Here is an 18,746-nt window from a genome sequence, read left to right on the forward strand (position 1 = left end):
TATAGCAGAATTAAGTGATATACATTAAATTGTATATAATTTAGGTGGTACCGCGGAATAATCCGTCCTATATTTTTATAGGACGTTTTTTTATTTCAATTAATATTAACTAAAATATAAATTGAAAATTTTATAAAATTATATTAAAACAAATGACAAATATAAAGTAGGAGGACGTTATGAATAGAATAGGAATAATAGGAGCAATGGACGAAGAAGTAGATATATTAGTTGAGCTTATGGATATTAAAGAAACTATAGAAAAAGCTAGCTTAAAATTCTACAAAGGAACATTAGAAGGAAAAGATATAGTATTAGTAAGATGTGGTATAGGTAAAGTTAACTCTGCACTTTGCGCACAAATATTAATAAGTGAATTTGATGTAGATGCAGTTGTTAACACTGGTGTTGCAGGTGCCCTACATTCAGAATTAGATGTTTTAGATATGGTAATTTCAACTGATGCTATACAATATGATGTAGATACAACTGCATTTGGAGACCCAAAAGGAACAATACCAAGAATGGAAAGTTCTGTATTTGTGGCAGATGAAAAACTTATAAATGCAGCGTATGAATCTTCTATAAAAGAAATGAAATCGAATAAAGTATTAAAAGGAAGAGTGGCTACAGGAGATATATTTATAAGCTCTAAAGAGTTAAAAGAAGAATTAGTAAATGATTTTAATGCTTATTGTGGGGAAATGGAAGGTGGAGCAATAGCTCACGTTTGTACTTTAAATAAAGTTCCATTTGTAATAATAAGAGCTATGTCAGATAAGGCTGATGGAAGTGCAGATGTTACTTATGATGAGTTTGTTAAAGTTGCAGCTCATAATTCTAAGGATATAGTATTAAATATGTTAAAAGCATTATAGGGGTGAAATAAATGAGTGAAAAGAAAATAATATTTAGTGGAGCTCAACCATCTGGAAAAATGACTTTAGGAAATTATCTAGGAGCTATACAAAACTGGACTAAGCTTCAAGATGAATATGATTGTTTTTACAGCGTAGTTGATTTACATGCAATAACAGTACCACAAGAATCAAAAAATCTAAGAGCAAATACAATGCAATTATTAGCTCAATACTTAGCTTGTGGACTAGATCCAGAAAAAAATACTATATTTATACAATCTCATGTAAGTGCTCATGCAGAACTTATGTGGATATTAAATACAATGACTTATATGGGTGAGTTAAGTAGAATGACTCAGTTTAAAGATAAATCACAAAAAAGTGAAGCAAACTTAAATGCAGGATTATTTACATATCCAGTATTAATGGCAGCAGATATATTATTATATCAAACAGACTTAGTACCAGTTGGAGAAGATCAAAAGCAACATTTAGAATTAGCTAGAGACTTAGCTGCTAGATTTAATAATAGATACTCACCTACATTTAAAATACCAGAGCCATATATACCAAAAGAAGTAGGTAGAGTAATGAGCTTACAAGAACCTACAAAGAAAATGAGTAAATCTGATGAAAATGAAAATGCATTTATACTTTTAGCAGATGATGCAGACACTATAAGAAGAAAAATAAAAAGAAGTGTTACAGATTCATTAGGAGTAATAAGTTATAATGATGAACAACCAGGAATAAAAAACTTATTAGAAATATATTCTAAATTAGGTAACAAATCTATAGAAGAATTAGTGGCTATGTATGAAGGTAAAGGATACGGAATATTCAAAGAAGATGTAGCCGAAGTTATAGTTGAAAGTTTAAGACCTATAAGGGAGCAGTATAATGATCTTTTAAATAATAAAGATTATTTAGAAAAAGTATATGCTATAGGTGCGGAAAAAGCTGAAAGACAAGCTAGAAAAACTTTAAGAAAAGTTTATAAAAAAGTTGGATTAATAGAAAGAAAATTTTTATAAGATGTGATAAAAGGGAGTTGAAATGATAATATTTCAACTCCTTTTTCTATTACATAAAAAGTTACTGAAAATATGAGCTAAGTGAATTTTTTACTCAGATGCACATACAATGATTAACTTTTTCACATAATATTTACGTATTATCTTTTTACAAAAAAGGAAGTGAGGCATATTAAATATAAAGAAGATAATAACCTAGAAAATCAAAATCCTATAAATATGAAAGACCTTGATAAAGTTATGAATGAATTAAATTTATGTGAAATAACATCAGAAGATTTAGGACTTATAAGAAGGTATTTAGAAAGATTAATTTTAATAATTGAGAGAAGTAGAATTAGAGAATATATGATGCTAACAGATAGTAAAAGAAGGTTATTTTTAATAAATTTTGTAGCAGGATTAGGGAAAGGATTTGGCCAAGCGATAGGTTTTACAGTCTTAGCAGCGTTAGTGCTTTACTTATTAAGTACATGGGTAGATTTGCCTGTAATAGGTGCATTTATAGCAAAACTTATAAATATAGTAGATCAATATAGAGAGGGTAGATAAATATGAATATAAATAAATATAAGGAAAAACTTTTAAAGGAAAAAGAAAAATTAACTGGATTAATAAGTGAAATGAGGGATAATACAGTTTTTGGGAATATAACTAATCATACTAGTGAAAGATATACTTCAGGTGAATTATCAAGCTATGATAATCATCCAGCAGATATAGGAACAGAGGTATATATGCAGGATATGCAAAATAGTCTAACTAATCATGAAGAAGGAAAGTTAAATAATATTGAAGACGCACTATACAAAATTGAAAATGGAACTTATGGTATATGTGATATTTGTCATCAGCAAATAGATAAAGATAGATTAGATATACTCCCTGAAACTAACTTATGCTCTAATTGTGCAAAAAATCAACCAGATTTACATTTAACAAGTAGAGAAGAAAATCAAAGATTAATAAATAAAGGATATATGTTTTATGATGAAACAGTTATGAAGTTAAATGAAATGAATAAAATGCCTAAAGATGAGTCAGATAGGGATTAGTCTGAAGAAAAGAGGTGTCTATCATGAAAAAGATTATTATTCAGTTTTCGGTAGCCTTACTTTTAATTACAGGTATTTATGTTTATAAATACAATAATGAGAAAGATTTAGAAGTTTCAAATATAAGTCAAGATATAATGAATGATTATGAAGATATAATTATAAAACATGGAAATGAAGATGAAAAAGTAATCGCATTAACTTTTGATGACGGTCCAGATAAAGATTTTACTCCACAAGTTTTAGATATATTAAAGAAAAATAATGTAAAAGCAACATTTTTTGTAGTAGGAGAAAATGTTGAATGGAATGCTGAAATTTTAAAAAGACAACATGAGGAAGGCCATGAAATAGGGAATCATACCTTTACACATATAAATGTTTCTAAAAAAGGATATAACGATATATATAAAGAAATAAATAATACACAGCAAGCAGTGAAAAAGGTTATAGGGGAAGAACCTAAACTATTTAGACCTCCATATAGAGCAATAAGCAAAGCTATGTGTAACATAGTAAAAGAAAAGGATATGAATATAGTTTTATGGTCTAATTTAGATCCAAGAGATTGGTCAAATCCAGGTGTTTATTACATTGTAGATACAATAACTTCTAAAGTTCAAAATGGGACTATAATACTTTTACATGATTACAATAACTTAAGAAATAAAAAATCTCAAACAGTACAAGCACTAGAGATTGTTATACCAAAGTTAAAAGAAATGGGATATAAGTTTGTTACAGTATCAGAGCTTATAGAAAACCTAGAGAAAGAGCAAACAATGCAAAAACAATAATAGAGGCTTCCAATTAGGAAGCTTTTTTTTGTATAATAATAATATATATTTATCAGGGAGGAAAAAATATTGATATATGAATTGATAATAATTTTATTAATAGGTATAGATCAAATATCTAAATTATTAGCACTAAATTACTTAAAAGATATAAGGAGTATACCTATAATACAAAATGTATTCCATCTTACATATGTAGAAAATAGAGGTGCAGCATTTGGAATGTTCCAAAATAACCAAATAATATTTATAATCGTAGCGCTTGTAGCATCTATATATGGATTATACTATTTACATACAAAAAAAGTAGATACAGTTGGAAAAGTTGGAATACTCCTTATAATATCCGGTGCTATAGGGAATCTAATAGATAGAGTAAGGCTTGGGTTTGTAGTTGATTATTTTGACTTTAGAATAATATGGGAGTACGTATTTAATATAGCAGATATATTTGTAGTTTTAGGTACAATACTTTTATGTATATACATATTATTTTATGATGACAATAAAGAAAAGCAGAAGTAGGTGTAAAAATGGATGAAGTAAAAGAGTTTATAGTAATAGAAGAGGAAGAAGGAGATAGATTAGATGTATATCTTTCCGAGCAATTAGGAGATATGTCTAGAAGTTATATACAAAAACTAATAAAAGATAAAAAAGTAACTGTTAATGATAAAATAGAAAAAGCAAAGTACTTAGTAAAAGAAGATGACAAAATAGTTATACAAATACCAGCACCGAAGCTTTTAGAGGTAATACCTCAAGATATACCGATAAACATAGTATATGAAGATAAAGATGTGCTTATAGTAAATAAACCTCAAGATATGGTAGTTCATCCTGCTCCAGGAAATTATGAGGGAACATTAGTAAATGCTATATTATATCATTGTAAAGAAAATTTATCATCTATAAATGGAGTAATAAGACCTGGAATAGTTCATAGAATAGACAAAGATACTTCTGGACTTTTAATGATAGCTAAGAATAATAATGCACATAATAGTTTAGCAGAACAGCTAAAAGAACATTCTATTACAAGAGAATACCAATTTATATGCCATGGTGTAGTTAAAGAAGATAAAATAACAGTAAATAAACCTATAGGAAGAAATCCTAAGGATAGATTAAAAATGGCAGTTGTTAAAGATGGTAAAAATGCAATAACTCATTTTGAAGTTATTAAAAGGTATGAAAACTTTACTCATATGAAGGCAAGGCTTGAAACAGGAAGAACTCATCAAATAAGAGTTCATGCATTATCAATAAATCATCCTTTATTAGGAGATGAAGTATATGGACCTAAAAATAATAAATTTAAGTTAAAAGGACAAACTTTACATGCTAAAAAATTAGGATTTATACATCCTACAACTAAAGAATATGTTGAATTTGATTCGGAGCTACCAAAGTATTTTCAAGATATATTAAATAAGTTGAAATAATGCTTGAAATATATATATGTTGAATATATAATGATTATAATGAAAGTATACCTTTAAATGATACAGAGATATCATAAGGCAAGAAAAAATACTATTAGTATTTTATTAAGCATATTTGTATATATAGCTTCTTGTCTTATGATAAGAAGCTTTTTAGATTTTACAAAAATTACTAGGAGGTCACAGATGAAAGAAAAGGCCCAATTAATGGATGAAAAAGCAATTGGAAGAGCTATAACTAGAATCAGTCATGAGATAATAGAAAGAAACAAAGGTATAGAAGATGTTGTTTTAGTAGGAATAAAAACTAGAGGTGTTCCTATAGCCGATCGAATAGGTAAAAAAATACAACAAATAGAAGGAGCATCAGTAAATACTGGCGAAGTAGATATAACTCTATATAGAGATGATTTAAAAAAGATAGATGTTGACCCAGTTATAAACGGTTCAAATGTACAATTTAGTATAGATGATAAAATAGTAATACTAGTTGATGATGTACTGTATACAGGAAGAACAGTGAGGAGTGCATTAGATGCTATTATAGATATAGGTAGACCTAAGGCTATACAGTTAGCGGTTTTAGTTGACAGAGGTCATAGAGAGTTACCAATAAGAGCTGATTATGTAGGAAAGAATGTTCCGACATCAAAAGGTGAAATTATATCAGTAAAGCTATCAGAAATTGATGGTGAAGATTCAGTAACAATTAATGAATAAGAGCATAAATTTATAAATATAGTGCCTTTTAATTCAGTACAGAGATGCTGAAAAAGGGAGAATAATTTCTCCCTAAAAAATTTACGGGAGGTTTTTTTATGCCTGAATTGTCAATTTAAATCAGACAAATTACTTATGAATCACTAAGCAAATGTAAGTAAGCTTTCAAATCCAGTTGCTTCTTTTATAACCTCATTTGGTGTTTTATAGTCTAGTGATTTTCTAGGTATAGAATTCCATTTATACGCAATCATATTTAATTCTTCTTGAGAATATGCAGATAAATCTGTAGACTTAGGTAAATCTTTTCTAACTATTCCATTTGAATTCTCATTTAGCCCTCTTTGACCTGGTGATCCAGGGTCTCCAAAGTAGATTTCAATATTAACTGAACTATCTTTTTCTATGTCTGACCATTTTGAAAACTCTTTACCTCTATCAAATGTAATAGTAGATATACACGACTTATGTAAAGATGATAGCCATTTGCAAATTGCTTCTTTAACATCCTCACTCTTTCTACTTGCTTTAAGTAATACAATATATTTTGAATACTTTTCTACTAAAGTAACTATAGCTGATTTTCTAGCTTTTCCTACAATAGTATCTCCCTCAAAATGGCCATATTCTATACTAGTTTTAGCATTAGGATACTTTTCATCTCTTTCATGAATTGTTTTACATGTATTAATTTTACCTCTTGTTTCGTTATGACCCTTCGGGTTATTTTTACCCTTACGTCTCAACTTATTTATATCTATTACACCTTGTTTTGCTAATTTGTATAATGTTTTTGTTGATATTTTTTCATCTTTTCCATCTATTTTATCTCTTCCTGCGATAGCATCTAAAGACCAATCATTTTCTAGCTTATTATTGATATCATCTAATTTTTCTTTGCTTAATACAATGGGCTTTCTTCCACATCTAGATTTATTTATTAGGTATTGATTATATATTTCTTGAACAGTAAGTCCTTGCATAAATAGCTTGTAATATCTGTAAACTTTATCTTTTCCAATTTTCATTCTTTGAGCGCAAGCTCTTGCTTTCACGCCTAAATAGTAATTTGCTTCTAGATTTGTTAGCTGATTTATGTTAATATGATTAAAAGACATTTTTGGTACTCCTTTTGTTGATTTTAGTAGGTTAACTAAGTATATCATAAGTGTCTTTTTTTGTTTATATATTTGTCTGATTTAATTATACAATTCAGGATGAAAAAAACAGTATTATCAATACAACATTTATTAGCAATGTTTGGAGCCACAGTATTAGTTCCAATATTAACAGGATTTAATCCTTCAGTTGCAATTTTTTGTGCAGGTATAGGTACATTAATATTCCATTTCTGTACAGAAGGAAAAGTACCAGTATTTTTAGGTTCAAGTTTTGCATTTATACCATTGATATTATCAGTTAAAGAAGCATTTAATGGTGACTTAGCTTATGCTCAAGGTGGTATAATGGTAGCTGGTTTAATTTATGTTATATTATCTTTTGTAATAAAGATGGTTGGAGTAGATAAGATAAAAAGATATTTCCCACCACAAGTTACAGGAGCAATGATAGCTGTTATAGGTCTTAATTTATTACCAACAGCATTTGATATGGCATCAAATAATATTATGATAGCAATGATAACATTAGCTATAGCGCTTATTATAAATAACTTTGGTAAAGGATTTATAAAGCAATTAGGGATATTAATCGCAGTTATTATAGGATATATATTAAGCTTAGTATTAGGAGTGGTAGATACAATTACTATAGCACAAGCTAGTTTATTTGAAATACCAAAGTTTACGTTACCAAAGTTCAGTTTAGAAGCAATTGTTATAATAGCGCCAGTTGTATTAGCAGTTTTTATGGAACATATAGGAGATATGACAACAAATGGAGCAGTAGTAGGTAAAAACTTCTTAGAAAATCCAGGTTTAAATAAAACATTACTTGGAGATGGATTAGCTACTATAGTAGCAGGGTTTCTAGGAGGTCCAGCAAATACTACTTATGGAGAAAATACAGCGGTACTTGCACTAACTAAAAACTATGATCCATCATTACTTAGACGTACAGCAGTATTTGCAATATGTTTATCTTGTATAGGAAAGTTTGGAGGATTTTTACAAAGTATACCAACCGCTGTTATGGGTGGTATAAGTATATTATTATTCTCTATGATAACTTTAGTTGGAGTAAAAACTGTAAAAGATAGTGGATGTATAAAAAACAAGAAAAATATAATTATAATATCAACAATAATGGTGATAGGTTTAGGAACTACTTACTTAAGTGATAAAGGTATAGTTATAGGTATACCAGTTACACAGGATGTAACAATAACAGGACTTAGCTTAGCAGCAATAGTAGGTATAGTATTAAACGTATTATTAAACAATTCAAATACAGATTCAAAAGAAGATGAAGAAGCAGTTAAAGTAAGAACAACAACTGCATAAATAAATTAAGATGCCTATGCATAGAATAAAATATTGATCTATGTATAGGTATTTTTTACGTATAATGAAATTATATAATGAAAAAAATGTGGATGACCTATGAATATGAGCAATATCAATAACTTTATAAAAGTAAAAAATGATATTTTGAGCAACGGATGTATCCATAGCGTAAGCAAGGATATATCGTTGGCGAAATGAGCGAAGCGAATTTTTTATTACAGGAAAACTATATTGTATAAAAATTCAAAGGAATTCATTATTTTTAAATAAACATATATTAGTAAGTAAAAATTTAATAAGAAAAATTAAGTAAAAAGTATAGACAAATTTAAATAAAAATTATAAAATAGAAATCTATTTGCGAACAAAAATAAAAAGTATATAAAAAAAGTTCACAAAAATTATAGGAGGGCAATTATGAAATTTAAAAAATTATTATCACTATCAACAGCCTTTTTAGTATCAGCATCTATATTAACTGGATGTGGATCAAATAAAGGTACAGAGAAAAATGATATTTCAGTAGGAATAGTATTAGGTGCTGGGAGTATAAATGATCAATCATTTAACCAATCAACTTGGGAAGGGTTACAAAAAGCTAAGGATGATTTTGGAATAGAAATAAAATATTTAGAATCAAAACAAGAAAGTGATTACATACAAAATATAGAAACACTTATGGATGAGGATACAGACCTAATAATAGGTGTTGGATATCAGTTAAAAGATTCTATAGAGGAATCAGCTAAGAATTATCCAGAACAAAAATTTGCAATATTAGATGAAACATATGATACAATACAAGAAAATGTCATTCCAGTTGTATTTAAAGAAGAAGAATCTGCATATTTAGTAGGTGTAATGGCTGCGAAGATGAGCAAAACTAATAAAGTTGGATTTATAGGTGGATTACCAGCACCATCAGTAGTTAGATATCAATATGGATATAAATATGGAGTTACAAACACAAATAAAGATACTCAGATATTAGAACAATATGTAAATTCATTTACAGATCAAGCAAAAGGAAAATCTATAGCTAAACAAATGCAATCATCAAATGCAGATATAATATTAGCTGCAGCAGGTGATTCGGGAACAGGGGCTATAGAAGCAGCAAAAGAAGCTAATAAATATGCTATAGGTGTAGATAGAGATCAAAGTGATCTAGCACAAGAGAATGTATTAACTTCAGCTGTTAAGAAACTAAATGTTGCATCTTATGACTTAGTTAAGGATTTAGTAGAAGGAACATTCAAAGGTGGAGAAGAGAAAGTATATGGACTTAAAGAAGGTGGAGTTGGAATAGTAGAAAATACTAAAAATTTAATACCACAAGATGTAATGGATTATGTTAATAAAGAAGCTGATAAAATAAAAAATGGTGAAATAAAGATACCTAAAACTGAAGAAGAATATAATCAACTTATAAAATAAATGTAAAAAGAGTTAATCTATATTATGAGATTAACTCTTTTTATATTATGAGATTTTATAATAATATATCTTAATTAATTTGATTATTTACTTATTATATATTAATTATCGAACTTAGATTTTAATTTAACTACTAATTCTTCTGTAGGAGTTACGTAGATAGTGTTGTTAGTATCATAAATAACCATTCCAGGTTTTGCTCCATTAGGTTTTTTAACATTTTTTTTCTTAGTATAATCGACTGGTACCTGTGAAGACATCTTTGATTTACTAAAGAATGCAGCAAGCATTGCACCTTCAAATATAGTTTCATCTGGAACTTCTTTTCCTTCGGTCTTTATGATAACATGTGAACCAGGTATATTTTTAGTATGCATCCAGATATCTTCATTAGAAGCTACTTTTAGAGTAAGATGATCATTTTGTTTATTATTTTTCCCTACTAAAATTTTAAAACCATTAGAACTAACAAATTCATGAGGTTTAGTAGTTAATTTAGTTTCTTTTTTACTATTATTTTTAGATCTTAGGTATCCAACTTTACCTAGTTCCTCTCTTATATCCATTAACTCAGCTAAGTTTTCACAGTTTTCTATACTAAGCATAATATTTTCTAAATAGTCTATTTCTTCTTTAGTTATTTCCATTTGAGAGGTAATTTCTTTTTTTGCAGTTTTTAATTTATTATATTTTTTAAAGTATTTTTGAGCATTTTCTGAAGGTGTAAAGTTTGTATTTAATGATATTTTTATATTTTTATATTCTGGATCATAGAAATTTGCAACCTCAACACTTTCCATACCTTTTTCAATCATATATATGTATGATGTAATAAGTTCGCCCTTTATTTTATATATGTCTGCATTTTCAGATTCTATTAATTCTTTTTCTTGTTTACTTAATTTATTATAAAGTCTATCAAGTTTTATAGATATACTTTTTCTAAGGTCTGAAGAACGTTGATGAATTCTATCTTTTATATCTTTAGTTGCATAGTAATTTTCTAATATTTTAGATATACTATCATCATTTATAATTGATAAATTACTGAATAAACTTAAATTTATACAACTAAAATCTAAAACCTTATCTATTGATGTATCTATAACCATACAAGGGTTATAAACATTGTCTTTTATATATTTAAATAAATTATGAAATTCTCTGTAAATTTTAGATATATCATCAGAAGAAATTTCACTTACCAATAAATTCTCATCTATATTAGCTCTAAAACATATTTCCTTTGCTATAACAGGGCTTATTCCTAAAAACTTAGAATATATAGCTTTAAAAATAGGACCATCAAAAGAACTTAAAGTATCTACAAATGAATTTAAACTTATATCAGTAATAGGATTTAATTTATCCTGTTTTGGTGGTAATACATAAGTTTGACCAGGAAGTATTTGACGAACTCTACTTACACTTGGAGGTATTCTTTTTGCAGAATCTATAATTTTATTATTAGATGAGTGAGTAAGTATTATATTACTATGTCTTCCCATTATTTCTATTATAATATCCTTAGTTGTTTTTTCTTTTAACTCATCAAAAGATTCAACGCTAATTTTTATTATCCTCTCAAAATCAACTTGAGAAACATTTACTATATTTCCTCCTTGTATATATTTTCTAAATAACATACAAAACATAGGAGCATTTATAGGATTTTCTTTTTTATAGTCACTAGCTAGGTAGACTCTAGGATTAGAAGCGCTACAACTTAAAACTAGCTTAAAATTTTCTTTATTATTTCTTATATGTAAAACTATTTCATCATTTTCAGGTTGATATACTTTATCAATTTTTCCACCTAAAAGTTTTTTATGTAATTCGTCTACTATAGAATGTATAACTAAACCATCTAAAGCCATAATATTTCTCCCTTCTATATAAACTTTTAATAAATTAATTATTACACAATATACATATATTGTGAATAGGAGGATTTAATTATATATTTATAATTTCCTTTTATTATTAAAATATTGTATAATTATAAGTTAGGAATTGAAATTTATAAGGGGGCTAAATTATGAAATTTTGGAAATTACATGGAATAGGAAATGATTTCGTAGCTATAGATGGAAGATTTGACAATAAAGATGCATCAGATTACTCTGAATATGCTAAAGCAGTATGTCATAGAAAATTTTCTGTAGGAGCAGATGGATTGCTTGTTGTTAAAAATTCTGATAACTGTGATGTAGAAATGGTCTATTATAATGCAGATGGAAGCAGAGCAGCTATGTGTGGAAATGGATTAAGATGTTTTGTTAAGTTCGTTTATGATAATAATATAGTTAGAAAAGAAGAATTTAGTGTTAATACATTAGATGGTGTAAAAAAAGTTAAAATAAATCTTAAAGGTGAAGAAATAGATACTATAAAAGTTAATATGGGAAATGGAAGTTTTTTATGTGAAGATATTCCTGCTATATCTAATAACAAAGTATTTATAGGTGAGAATATAGATGTCTTAGATAAAAACTTTGAAGTAAACGCTATGCTTATGGGTGTACCACATGTTGTTATATTAGTTGATGATATAAGTATAGAAGAAGTATGTAAATATGGACCTTTATTAGAAAAAAATAAAAATTTCCCAAAAGGAACTAATGTAAATTTTGTGAAAATAGAAGATAATAATAACATTATAGTTAGTACATGGGAAAGAGGATGTGGATACACATTAGGATGTGGAACTGGAATGACAGCATCAGCAATAATATGTAATTATTTAGGAAAAGTAAATAAAAGTGTAAATGCAAAATCTGAAGGTGGATGTGTGAAAATAGATATAGATGATTTTGTTTATATGACAGGACCTGCTGTTAAAATATGTGAAGGAACTTTGGAGGTATAGTAAATGGCAATAAGTATGACAGGATTCGGAAGAGGAGAGTATAAGGATGATAATTATCAGTTCTTAGTTGAATGTAAGACTATAAATCATAAGTATGCAGATATAAATATACGTCTTCCGAGAAAATTATCATTTTTAGAGGATAAGGCAAGGATATTAGTTAAAGACTATATAAAAAGAGGTAGAGTTGATTTATATATAAAGCTTGACTTATTAGGTAGTGAAGATGTAAACTTAAAGTTTGATAAAGAGCTAGCAACTCAATATGTATCAATACTAAAACAAATAAAAGACAAGTTTGACCTAGTTGATGATATAAGTGTAATGAATATTGCAAAGTTTCCTGATGTTATAAAAACTGAGGAAAAAGAAGATGATGAAGATAAGTTATGGTCAATGTTAAAAGTAGCTTTAGAAAATGCATTACTTAAGTTAAAAGAAATGAGAAGTGAAGAAGGTAAAAAGTTAGCAGAGGATATACAAAATAGATGTGATCTTCTTAAAAATTATATTGAAGATATTGAAAAATACTCATATAATGTTGTTATTGATTATAAAGAAAAATTAAAAAATAGAATAAGTGATATGTTAGAAGATCCTAGCATAATAGATGAAAGTAGATTAGCTCAAGAAGTTGCTATATATGCGGATAAAAGCAGCATAACAGAGGAAATAGTAAGGTTTAAAAGTCATATAGAACAATTAAAAAATACTGTTGTAAAAAATGAATCAATAGGTAGAAAAATAGACTTTTTAATCCAAGAGATGAATAGAGAAACAAATACTATAGGCTCTAAATCTTCTGATTTAAATATAACTAACTTAGTTGTGGAAGTAAAAAGTGAATTAGAGAAAATAAGAGAACAAATACAAAATATAGAATAATTATAAATTATTAAATAGATTTTAAGACATAATTATATGAACAAATAGAAAGGAAGAGATTGATGCTTAATAGAAAAGGTCTATTATTAGTTGTATCAGGTCCATCAGGTGCAGGAAAAGGTACGATATGTAAAGCGTTATTAAACAAAAATGATCAGATAAAATTATCAGTATCAGCTACAACTAGAAAACCAAGAAATGGAGAAGTTCATGGTGTTAACTATTTCTTCATAGAAAAAGAAGAATTTACTAAAATGATAGAAAATGGTGAATTCTTAGAATATGCTCAAATATATGATAACTTCTATGGAACTCCAAAAGCTGCTATAATAGAATGCTTAGAAAAAGGGCAAGATGTTATATTAGAAATAGAAATGCAAGGAGCAAGACAAATAAAAGAAGTTTATCCTGAAGGAGTATTTATATTTGTGCTTCCACCATCGTTAGAAGAACTAAAAAGTAGAATTGTTGGAAGAGGTACAGAAACTCAAGAAGAGATAGAAAAGAGATTTAGCTGTGCTTTTGAAGAAATAAATCAAATAGTTAACTATGATTACTTTATAGTTAATGAAGATATAGAAAAATCAGTTAGTGATGTTGAAGCTATAATATGTGCTGAGAAAAACAAAGTTACTAGATATAAAAATAACATTATAGATAAATTTAAGGAGGAATTATAAAATGTTAAAGCCATCAATAAATGAAGTATTAGATAAAATAGACAACAGATATTACTTAGTAGGAACTGTTGCAAAGAGAGCAAGAGAGATAATAGATGGAGCTGAAGTTTATGTTTCAGCTAAAAATAGAGATAATAATAAGCCAGTAACTATAGCTACTCAAGAAGTTGCTGATGAAAAAATAACATTTAGATTATTAACTCAAGAAGAAATAGATAAAAAAGAAGAAGTAATAATAGAAGAACATGCTACAGAAGAGGAGTAAGTTCTATGTTAAAGGATAAGACTGTTGTAATAGGAGTAAGTGGTGGTATAGCTGTATACAAAACTTTAGATGTTGTTAGTAGATTAAGAAAACTTGGCGTAAATGTTAATGTAATAATGACAAAATCTGCAACGGAATTTGTTACACCATTATCATTCCAATCATTAAGCCAAAATTATGTAGTTTGTGATATGTTTGAAGATCCTAAAACTTGGGATGTAGAACATATATCTCTAGCTAAAAGAGCTGATGTATTCTTAATAGCACCAGCTACAGCTAATGTTATAGGTAAAATTGCAAATGGAATAGCAGATGATATGCTTACTACAACAGTTATGGCTACAAAGGCAAAAGTATTAATAGCACCAGCTATGAATACTAATATGTATGAAAATCCAATATTACAAAGAAATATAAATACATTAAAAGAATTAGGATATAATTTTGTAGATCCTGAAAGTGGTAGACTTGCTTGTGGAGATACAGGTAAAGGAAAATTAGCATCTCCAGAAACTATAGTGGATGAAGTTGTTAAATTGCTTTCAAAAGGGCAAGATTTAAAGGGAAAAAGTATAATAGTAACAGCTGGACCAACAGTTGAGAGTATTGACCCAATGAGATACATAACTAATAGATCTACTGGAAAAATGGGTTACTCTATAGCTAAAGAAGCTATAGAACGAGGAGCAGATGTTACCCTTATAACAGGTCCAACAAATTTAACTCCACCACAAAATCTGAAAAAACTAGTAAAAATAGAATCTGCAAAAGATATGTACGAAGCTGTTTTAGCAAACTTGGATGAAAATGATGTGGTTATAAAAAGTGCAGCAGTAGCAGATTATAAACCTAAAAACTACTCTAATAAAAAAATAAAAAAATCAGATGATGATTTAGTTATAGAATTAGATAGAAATAAAGATATAGCACAAGAAATAGGAAAAATAAAAAATAATAAAATCTTAGTTGGATTTGCAGCTGAGACAAATGACCTTATAGAAAATGCAAGTCTTAAAATAAAAAAGAAAAATCTAGACTTCATAGTAGCTAATGATTTGACTAAAGAAGGTGCAGGATTTGGTGTAGACACTAATATAGTTAAAATCATAGACAAAGAAGGTAATATTACAGAATATCCTAAAATGAAAAAAGAAGAGGTAGCAAATATTATTTTAGATAAGATAAAAGAGCTACTTAGTGTATAAGCATCTATTAATATAGATGCTTATATTTTTACGTAACAGGATATAATTTAACTAAAAGATATAAATAAAAAATAGAGGTTAGAATATGGAAAAATACGCAAAAGTCATAGTAAGAAGTAATACTTTCCACACTGACAACTTATTTACATATAAAATACCGGAATTTTTAAAAAATCAGATATATGTTGGTCATAGGGTTTTAGTACCATTTGGAAAAGGAAATAAACCTACAGAGGCTTTTGTATTTAAAATATCTGATACTTTAGAAGAAGATATGAAGCTTAAGGAAGTAGTAGATGTATTAGATGAAGAACCTATTTTTAAATTAGAGGATTTAGAACTTGTAAACTGGATGAAAAATAGATATCTTTGTACTTATATAGATTGCATAAATTTAATATATCCTAAAGGATATAAAGTAAATAACTATAAAGTTGTAAGTTTAAGTGATGAAGTATTGAATTTAAATGAAAATGAGTTTACAGATTTATTATCATCATTAGATGATATACAAAAAGATATTATTAGTAAAATAAATATATCAAAGGGAAAATTAAAAACTGAAAAGTTAAAGAAAATACCTAATATAAATTATATATTAGATAAAATGAGTAAAAAAAATATAATTAATTTAAAATGGGAATATAAAAATCATAAGAATGAAAAAAACTTGTGTTATATATCACTTTCAATAGAAGCTGATGAAGTTGATGACTATTTAAAGAAAAATAAAATAAACTTAGGTGCAAAGCAAAAGGAAATAGTAAATTTCCTAAAAAATAATGATAGAGTAGAAATTAATGATTTGATTGATATATTAAAGGCATCTAAACAAAGTATATTATCACTTCAAAATAAGAATTTGATAGATATTAAATTAGAAGATTACTATAGAAATCCAGAAAATGCTTATACTTTAGAGCAAAAAGAAATATATTTAAATGAAGAACAAAAAAATGCATGTAACAAAGTTATATCGGAAATGTTTGACCAAAATAAAAAACCTTATATGTTACATGGAGTAACAGGTAGTGGAAAAACTGAAGTATATATGGAGATAATAGATTATGCTTTGAGTCAAGGGTTAGATAGCATAGTATTAGTTCCAGAGATCGCTTTAACACCACAGACTATAACTAGGTTTAAAAATAGGTTTGGAGACATTGTAGGTGTTTTTCATAGTCAATTATCTGAAGGACAAAAACATGATGTTTATAAAGCTATTAAAGCTGGTAATATAAGAATATTAATAGGAGCAAGATCTGCTTTATTTGCGCCTTTTAATAGTTTAGGAGTAATAATAATTGATGAGTTTCATGAAACTTCTTATAAATCAGAAAAGAATCCTAAATTTAGTGCAATAGAAGTTGCAAAATTTATTTCTAATAAAAATAATATATCATTAGTATTAGGTTCTGCAACTCCATCTATAGATGAATATTATAAAGCAAAAAATGGAGAATATAACCTTATTGAAATAAAGCAAAGGGCTAATAAAAATCCACTTCCTAAAATTGAAGTTGTAGATATGAAAGAAGAGTTAAATAAAGGAAATAAAAGTATCTTTAGTTTCAAGCTACAAGATGAAATAAAACAAGCTATTAAAAATAACAATCAAGTAATATTATTTTTAAATAGAAGAGGATATGCGAGTTTCGTATCATGTAGAAGTTGTGGATATGTGTTTCAATGTGAAAATTGTGATATATCTCTTACATATCACAAGGGCAAAAATATAGGAAGATGCCATTATTGTGGTTATGAAAGAGAGATACCAAAGGAATGTCCAGAGTGTAGTAGTATATATGTTAAGCCTTTTGGAGTAGGTACTCAAAAAATAGAAGAAGAATTAAAAGTAATTTTTCCAGAACTTAAGGTTCTTAGAATGGATAAGGATACAACTTCAAAAAAAGGATCTCTTGAAGAAATATTAAATAAATTTAAAAATAAAGAAGCAGATATATTAATCGGAACACAAATGTTAAGTAAAGGTCTAGATTTTGATAATGTAACTTTAGTAGGTATCTTATCTGCAGACATGATATTAAACTTCCCAGATTTTAAAAGTTTTGAAACTACATTTCAATTAATAACTCAGGTTTCAGGACGTGCTGGTAGATCAGATAAAGAAGGAAAAGTAGTGCTTCAGACATATGATACAGATCACTACTCAATAAGACGAGCTATTAATTATGACTTTGAAGGTTTTTATGAAGATGAAATAAAAATAAGGAAAGCATTTGGATATGCTCCATTTAACAATATGATAAGTGTAGTTGTAAGTGGAGAAAATGAAAACTTAGTAAAAAAGAATATTCAAAATATGTACGATTCTATTATATATTTACTAAAAGGAAGAGGTATAACTGATTTTGAATTTATACTAGGACCAAATCCTTGTTCAATTTCTAAGATAAATCAAAATTATAGATGGCAAATATTATTTAAAGATGATAATATTGAAATTAATTTATTAAAGGGTATAATAAAGTATATATGTATAACAAAAAGAGATGTTGTGTTTAGCAAAGAAATAAACATATCAATAGATATTAACCCAAATAGTGTATTATAGGAGGAATAAAAAATGGCATTAAGAGAAATAGTTCAAATAGGAGAACCAGTTTTAAGAAAGAAAGCAAAAAAAGTTGAAGTAATCGATGAAAAGATATTACAAATATTAGATGATATGGCAGATACAATGTATAATGCTGATGGAGTAGGACTTGCTGCACCTCAAGTTGGTATATTAAAAAGAATAGTAGTTATAGATATCGGAGATGGACTACTAGAACTTATAAATCCTGAAATAATAGAAACATCTGGAGAGCAAATAGGAGAAGAAGGATGTTTAAGTGTTATAGGAGAATCAGGAATAGTTAGAAGACCAAATATTGTAAAAGTAAGAGCTTATAATAGAAAAGGTCAATTATTTGAAATAGAAGGAGAAGAGCTTTTAGCTAGAGCATTCTGCCACGAGATAGATCATTTAGATGGTATACTATACGTAGATAAAGTAGAAAAATAAT

19 protein-coding genes and 1 other annotated feature (1 of these 20 only partly in view) are annotated in these 18,746 nt (G+C 27.5%); of the genes, 17 read left to right on the top strand and 2 right to left on the bottom strand.

The window, feature by feature from the left end; translation table 11 throughout:
• Window positions 1-73, top strand: a binding site (T-box leader) (it extends 141 nt beyond the left edge of the window).
• 106 nt (window positions 74-179) lie between these two features.
• The 8 genes from BN7997_RS04290 to pyrR all read left to right on the top strand — a co-directional run bounded on the left by BN7997_RS04290 (window position 180) and on the right by pyrR (window position 5,911).
• Window positions 180-878, top strand: a complete 699-nt coding sequence (locus BN7997_RS04290) for a 5'-methylthioadenosine/adenosylhomocysteine nucleosidase (protein WP_071119634.1) — start codon at window positions 180-182, stop codon at window positions 876-878.
• A gap of 11 nt (window positions 879-889) precedes the next feature.
• Window positions 890-1,894, top strand: a complete 1,005-nt coding sequence (gene trpS, locus BN7997_RS04295) for a tryptophan--tRNA ligase (RefSeq protein WP_071119635.1) — start codon at window positions 890-892, stop codon at window positions 1,892-1,894.
• A gap of 162 nt (window positions 1,895-2,056) precedes the next feature.
• The gene (locus tag BN7997_RS04300) at window positions 2,057-2,446 is read left to right on the top strand and encodes a DUF5665 domain-containing protein (protein WP_083335009.1); all 390 of its coding nucleotides are present in this window, start codon (window positions 2,057-2,059) and stop codon (window positions 2,444-2,446) included.
• A gap of 2 nt (window positions 2,447-2,448) precedes the next feature.
• Complete coding sequence (locus BN7997_RS04305) at window positions 2,449-2,949, top strand: TraR/DksA C4-type zinc finger protein (protein WP_071119636.1); 501 nt, start codon at window positions 2,449-2,451, stop codon at window positions 2,947-2,949.
• A gap of 23 nt (window positions 2,950-2,972) precedes the next feature.
• Window positions 2,973-3,746 carry a polysaccharide deacetylase family protein gene (locus tag BN7997_RS04310; RefSeq protein ID WP_071119637.1) on the top strand — a complete coding sequence of 258 codons (774 nt, stop codon included), beginning with the start codon at window positions 2,973-2,975 and terminating at the stop codon, window positions 3,744-3,746.
• 69 nt (window positions 3,747-3,815) lie between these two features.
• On the top strand, window positions 3,816-4,271 hold the full coding sequence (gene lspA, locus BN7997_RS04315) for a signal peptidase II (protein ID WP_143023164.1): 456 nt from the start codon (window positions 3,816-3,818) through the stop codon (window positions 4,269-4,271).
• An 8-nt stretch (window positions 4,272-4,279) separates the two neighbouring features.
• On the top strand, window positions 4,280-5,191 hold the full coding sequence (locus BN7997_RS04320) for an RluA family pseudouridine synthase (RefSeq protein ID WP_071119638.1): 912 nt from the start codon (window positions 4,280-4,282) through the stop codon (window positions 5,189-5,191).
• 186 nt (window positions 5,192-5,377) lie between these two features.
• Entirely contained in the window at window positions 5,378-5,911 is a 534-nt protein-coding gene (gene pyrR / locus BN7997_RS04325) for a bifunctional pyr operon transcriptional regulator/uracil phosphoribosyltransferase PyrR (RefSeq protein ID WP_071119639.1), read from the top strand.
• 143 nt (window positions 5,912-6,054) lie between these two features.
• Here the strand turns inward: pyrR and BN7997_RS04330 are convergent, their stop codons facing one another.
• Entirely contained in the window at window positions 6,055-7,029 is a 975-nt protein-coding gene (locus tag BN7997_RS04330) for an IS30 family transposase (RefSeq protein WP_071119190.1), read from the bottom strand.
• Between the two features lie 99 nt (window positions 7,030-7,128).
• On the opposite strand from BN7997_RS04330, the gene BN7997_RS04335 reads away from it, so the two are divergent.
• Window positions 7,129-8,373, top strand: a complete 1,245-nt coding sequence (locus BN7997_RS04335; RefSeq protein ID WP_071121354.1) for a uracil-xanthine permease family protein — start codon at window positions 7,129-7,131, stop codon at window positions 8,371-8,373.
• Window positions 8,374-8,793: 420 nt separating this feature from the next.
• Window positions 8,794-9,813, top strand: a complete 1,020-nt coding sequence (locus tag BN7997_RS04340; protein WP_071119640.1) for a BMP family lipoprotein — start codon at window positions 8,794-8,796, stop codon at window positions 9,811-9,813.
• Window positions 9,814-9,914: 101 nt separating this feature from the next.
• Here the strand turns inward: BN7997_RS04340 and BN7997_RS04345 are convergent, their stop codons facing one another.
• A complete protein-coding gene (locus BN7997_RS04345; protein ID WP_071119641.1) occupies window positions 9,915-11,690 on the bottom strand; it encodes an Rqc2 family fibronectin-binding protein in 1,776 nt (591 codons plus the stop codon).
• A gap of 161 nt (window positions 11,691-11,851) precedes the next feature.
• Here BN7997_RS04345 and dapF point away from each other — a divergent pair, with 161 nt between their 5' ends.
• From dapF to def, 7 genes are all read left to right on the top strand, one after another.
• Window positions 11,852-12,682 (top strand): diaminopimelate epimerase, encoded by an 831-nt coding sequence (dapF, locus tag BN7997_RS04350; RefSeq protein ID WP_071119642.1) that lies wholly within the window; start codon window positions 11,852-11,854, stop codon window positions 12,680-12,682.
• Window positions 12,683-12,685: 3 nt separating this feature from the next.
• On the top strand, window positions 12,686-13,567 hold the full coding sequence (locus BN7997_RS04355; protein ID WP_071119643.1) for a YicC/YloC family endoribonuclease: 882 nt from the start codon (window positions 12,686-12,688) through the stop codon (window positions 13,565-13,567).
• A 62-nt stretch (window positions 13,568-13,629) separates the two neighbouring features.
• Complete coding sequence (gmk, locus tag BN7997_RS04360; protein ID WP_071119644.1) at window positions 13,630-14,247, top strand: guanylate kinase; 618 nt, start codon at window positions 13,630-13,632, stop codon at window positions 14,245-14,247.
• 1 nt (window position 14,248) lies between these two features.
• Complete coding sequence (rpoZ, locus tag BN7997_RS04365; RefSeq protein ID WP_071119645.1) at window positions 14,249-14,512, top strand: DNA-directed RNA polymerase subunit omega; 264 nt, start codon at window positions 14,249-14,251, stop codon at window positions 14,510-14,512.
• A 5-nt stretch (window positions 14,513-14,517) separates the two neighbouring features.
• Window positions 14,518-15,717: a bifunctional phosphopantothenoylcysteine decarboxylase/phosphopantothenate--cysteine ligase CoaBC gene (gene coaBC / locus BN7997_RS04370; protein ID WP_071119646.1), complete on the top strand. Its 1,200-nt coding sequence runs from the start codon at window positions 14,518-14,520 to the stop codon at window positions 15,715-15,717.
• 85 nt (window positions 15,718-15,802) lie between these two features.
• Window positions 15,803-18,292: a primosomal protein N' gene (gene priA, locus BN7997_RS04375; protein ID WP_071119647.1), complete on the top strand. Its 2,490-nt coding sequence runs from the start codon at window positions 15,803-15,805 to the stop codon at window positions 18,290-18,292.
• A 12-nt stretch (window positions 18,293-18,304) separates the two neighbouring features.
• Window positions 18,305-18,745, top strand: a complete 441-nt coding sequence (gene def / locus BN7997_RS04380) for a peptide deformylase (protein ID WP_071119648.1) — start codon at window positions 18,305-18,307, stop codon at window positions 18,743-18,745.
• The last annotated feature ends 1 nt before the right edge of the window (window position 18,746 follow it).

This window comes from Romboutsia timonensis (assembly GCF_900106845.1).
Classification (GTDB): domain Bacteria; phylum Bacillota; class Clostridia; order Peptostreptococcales; family Peptostreptococcaceae; genus Romboutsia; species Romboutsia timonensis.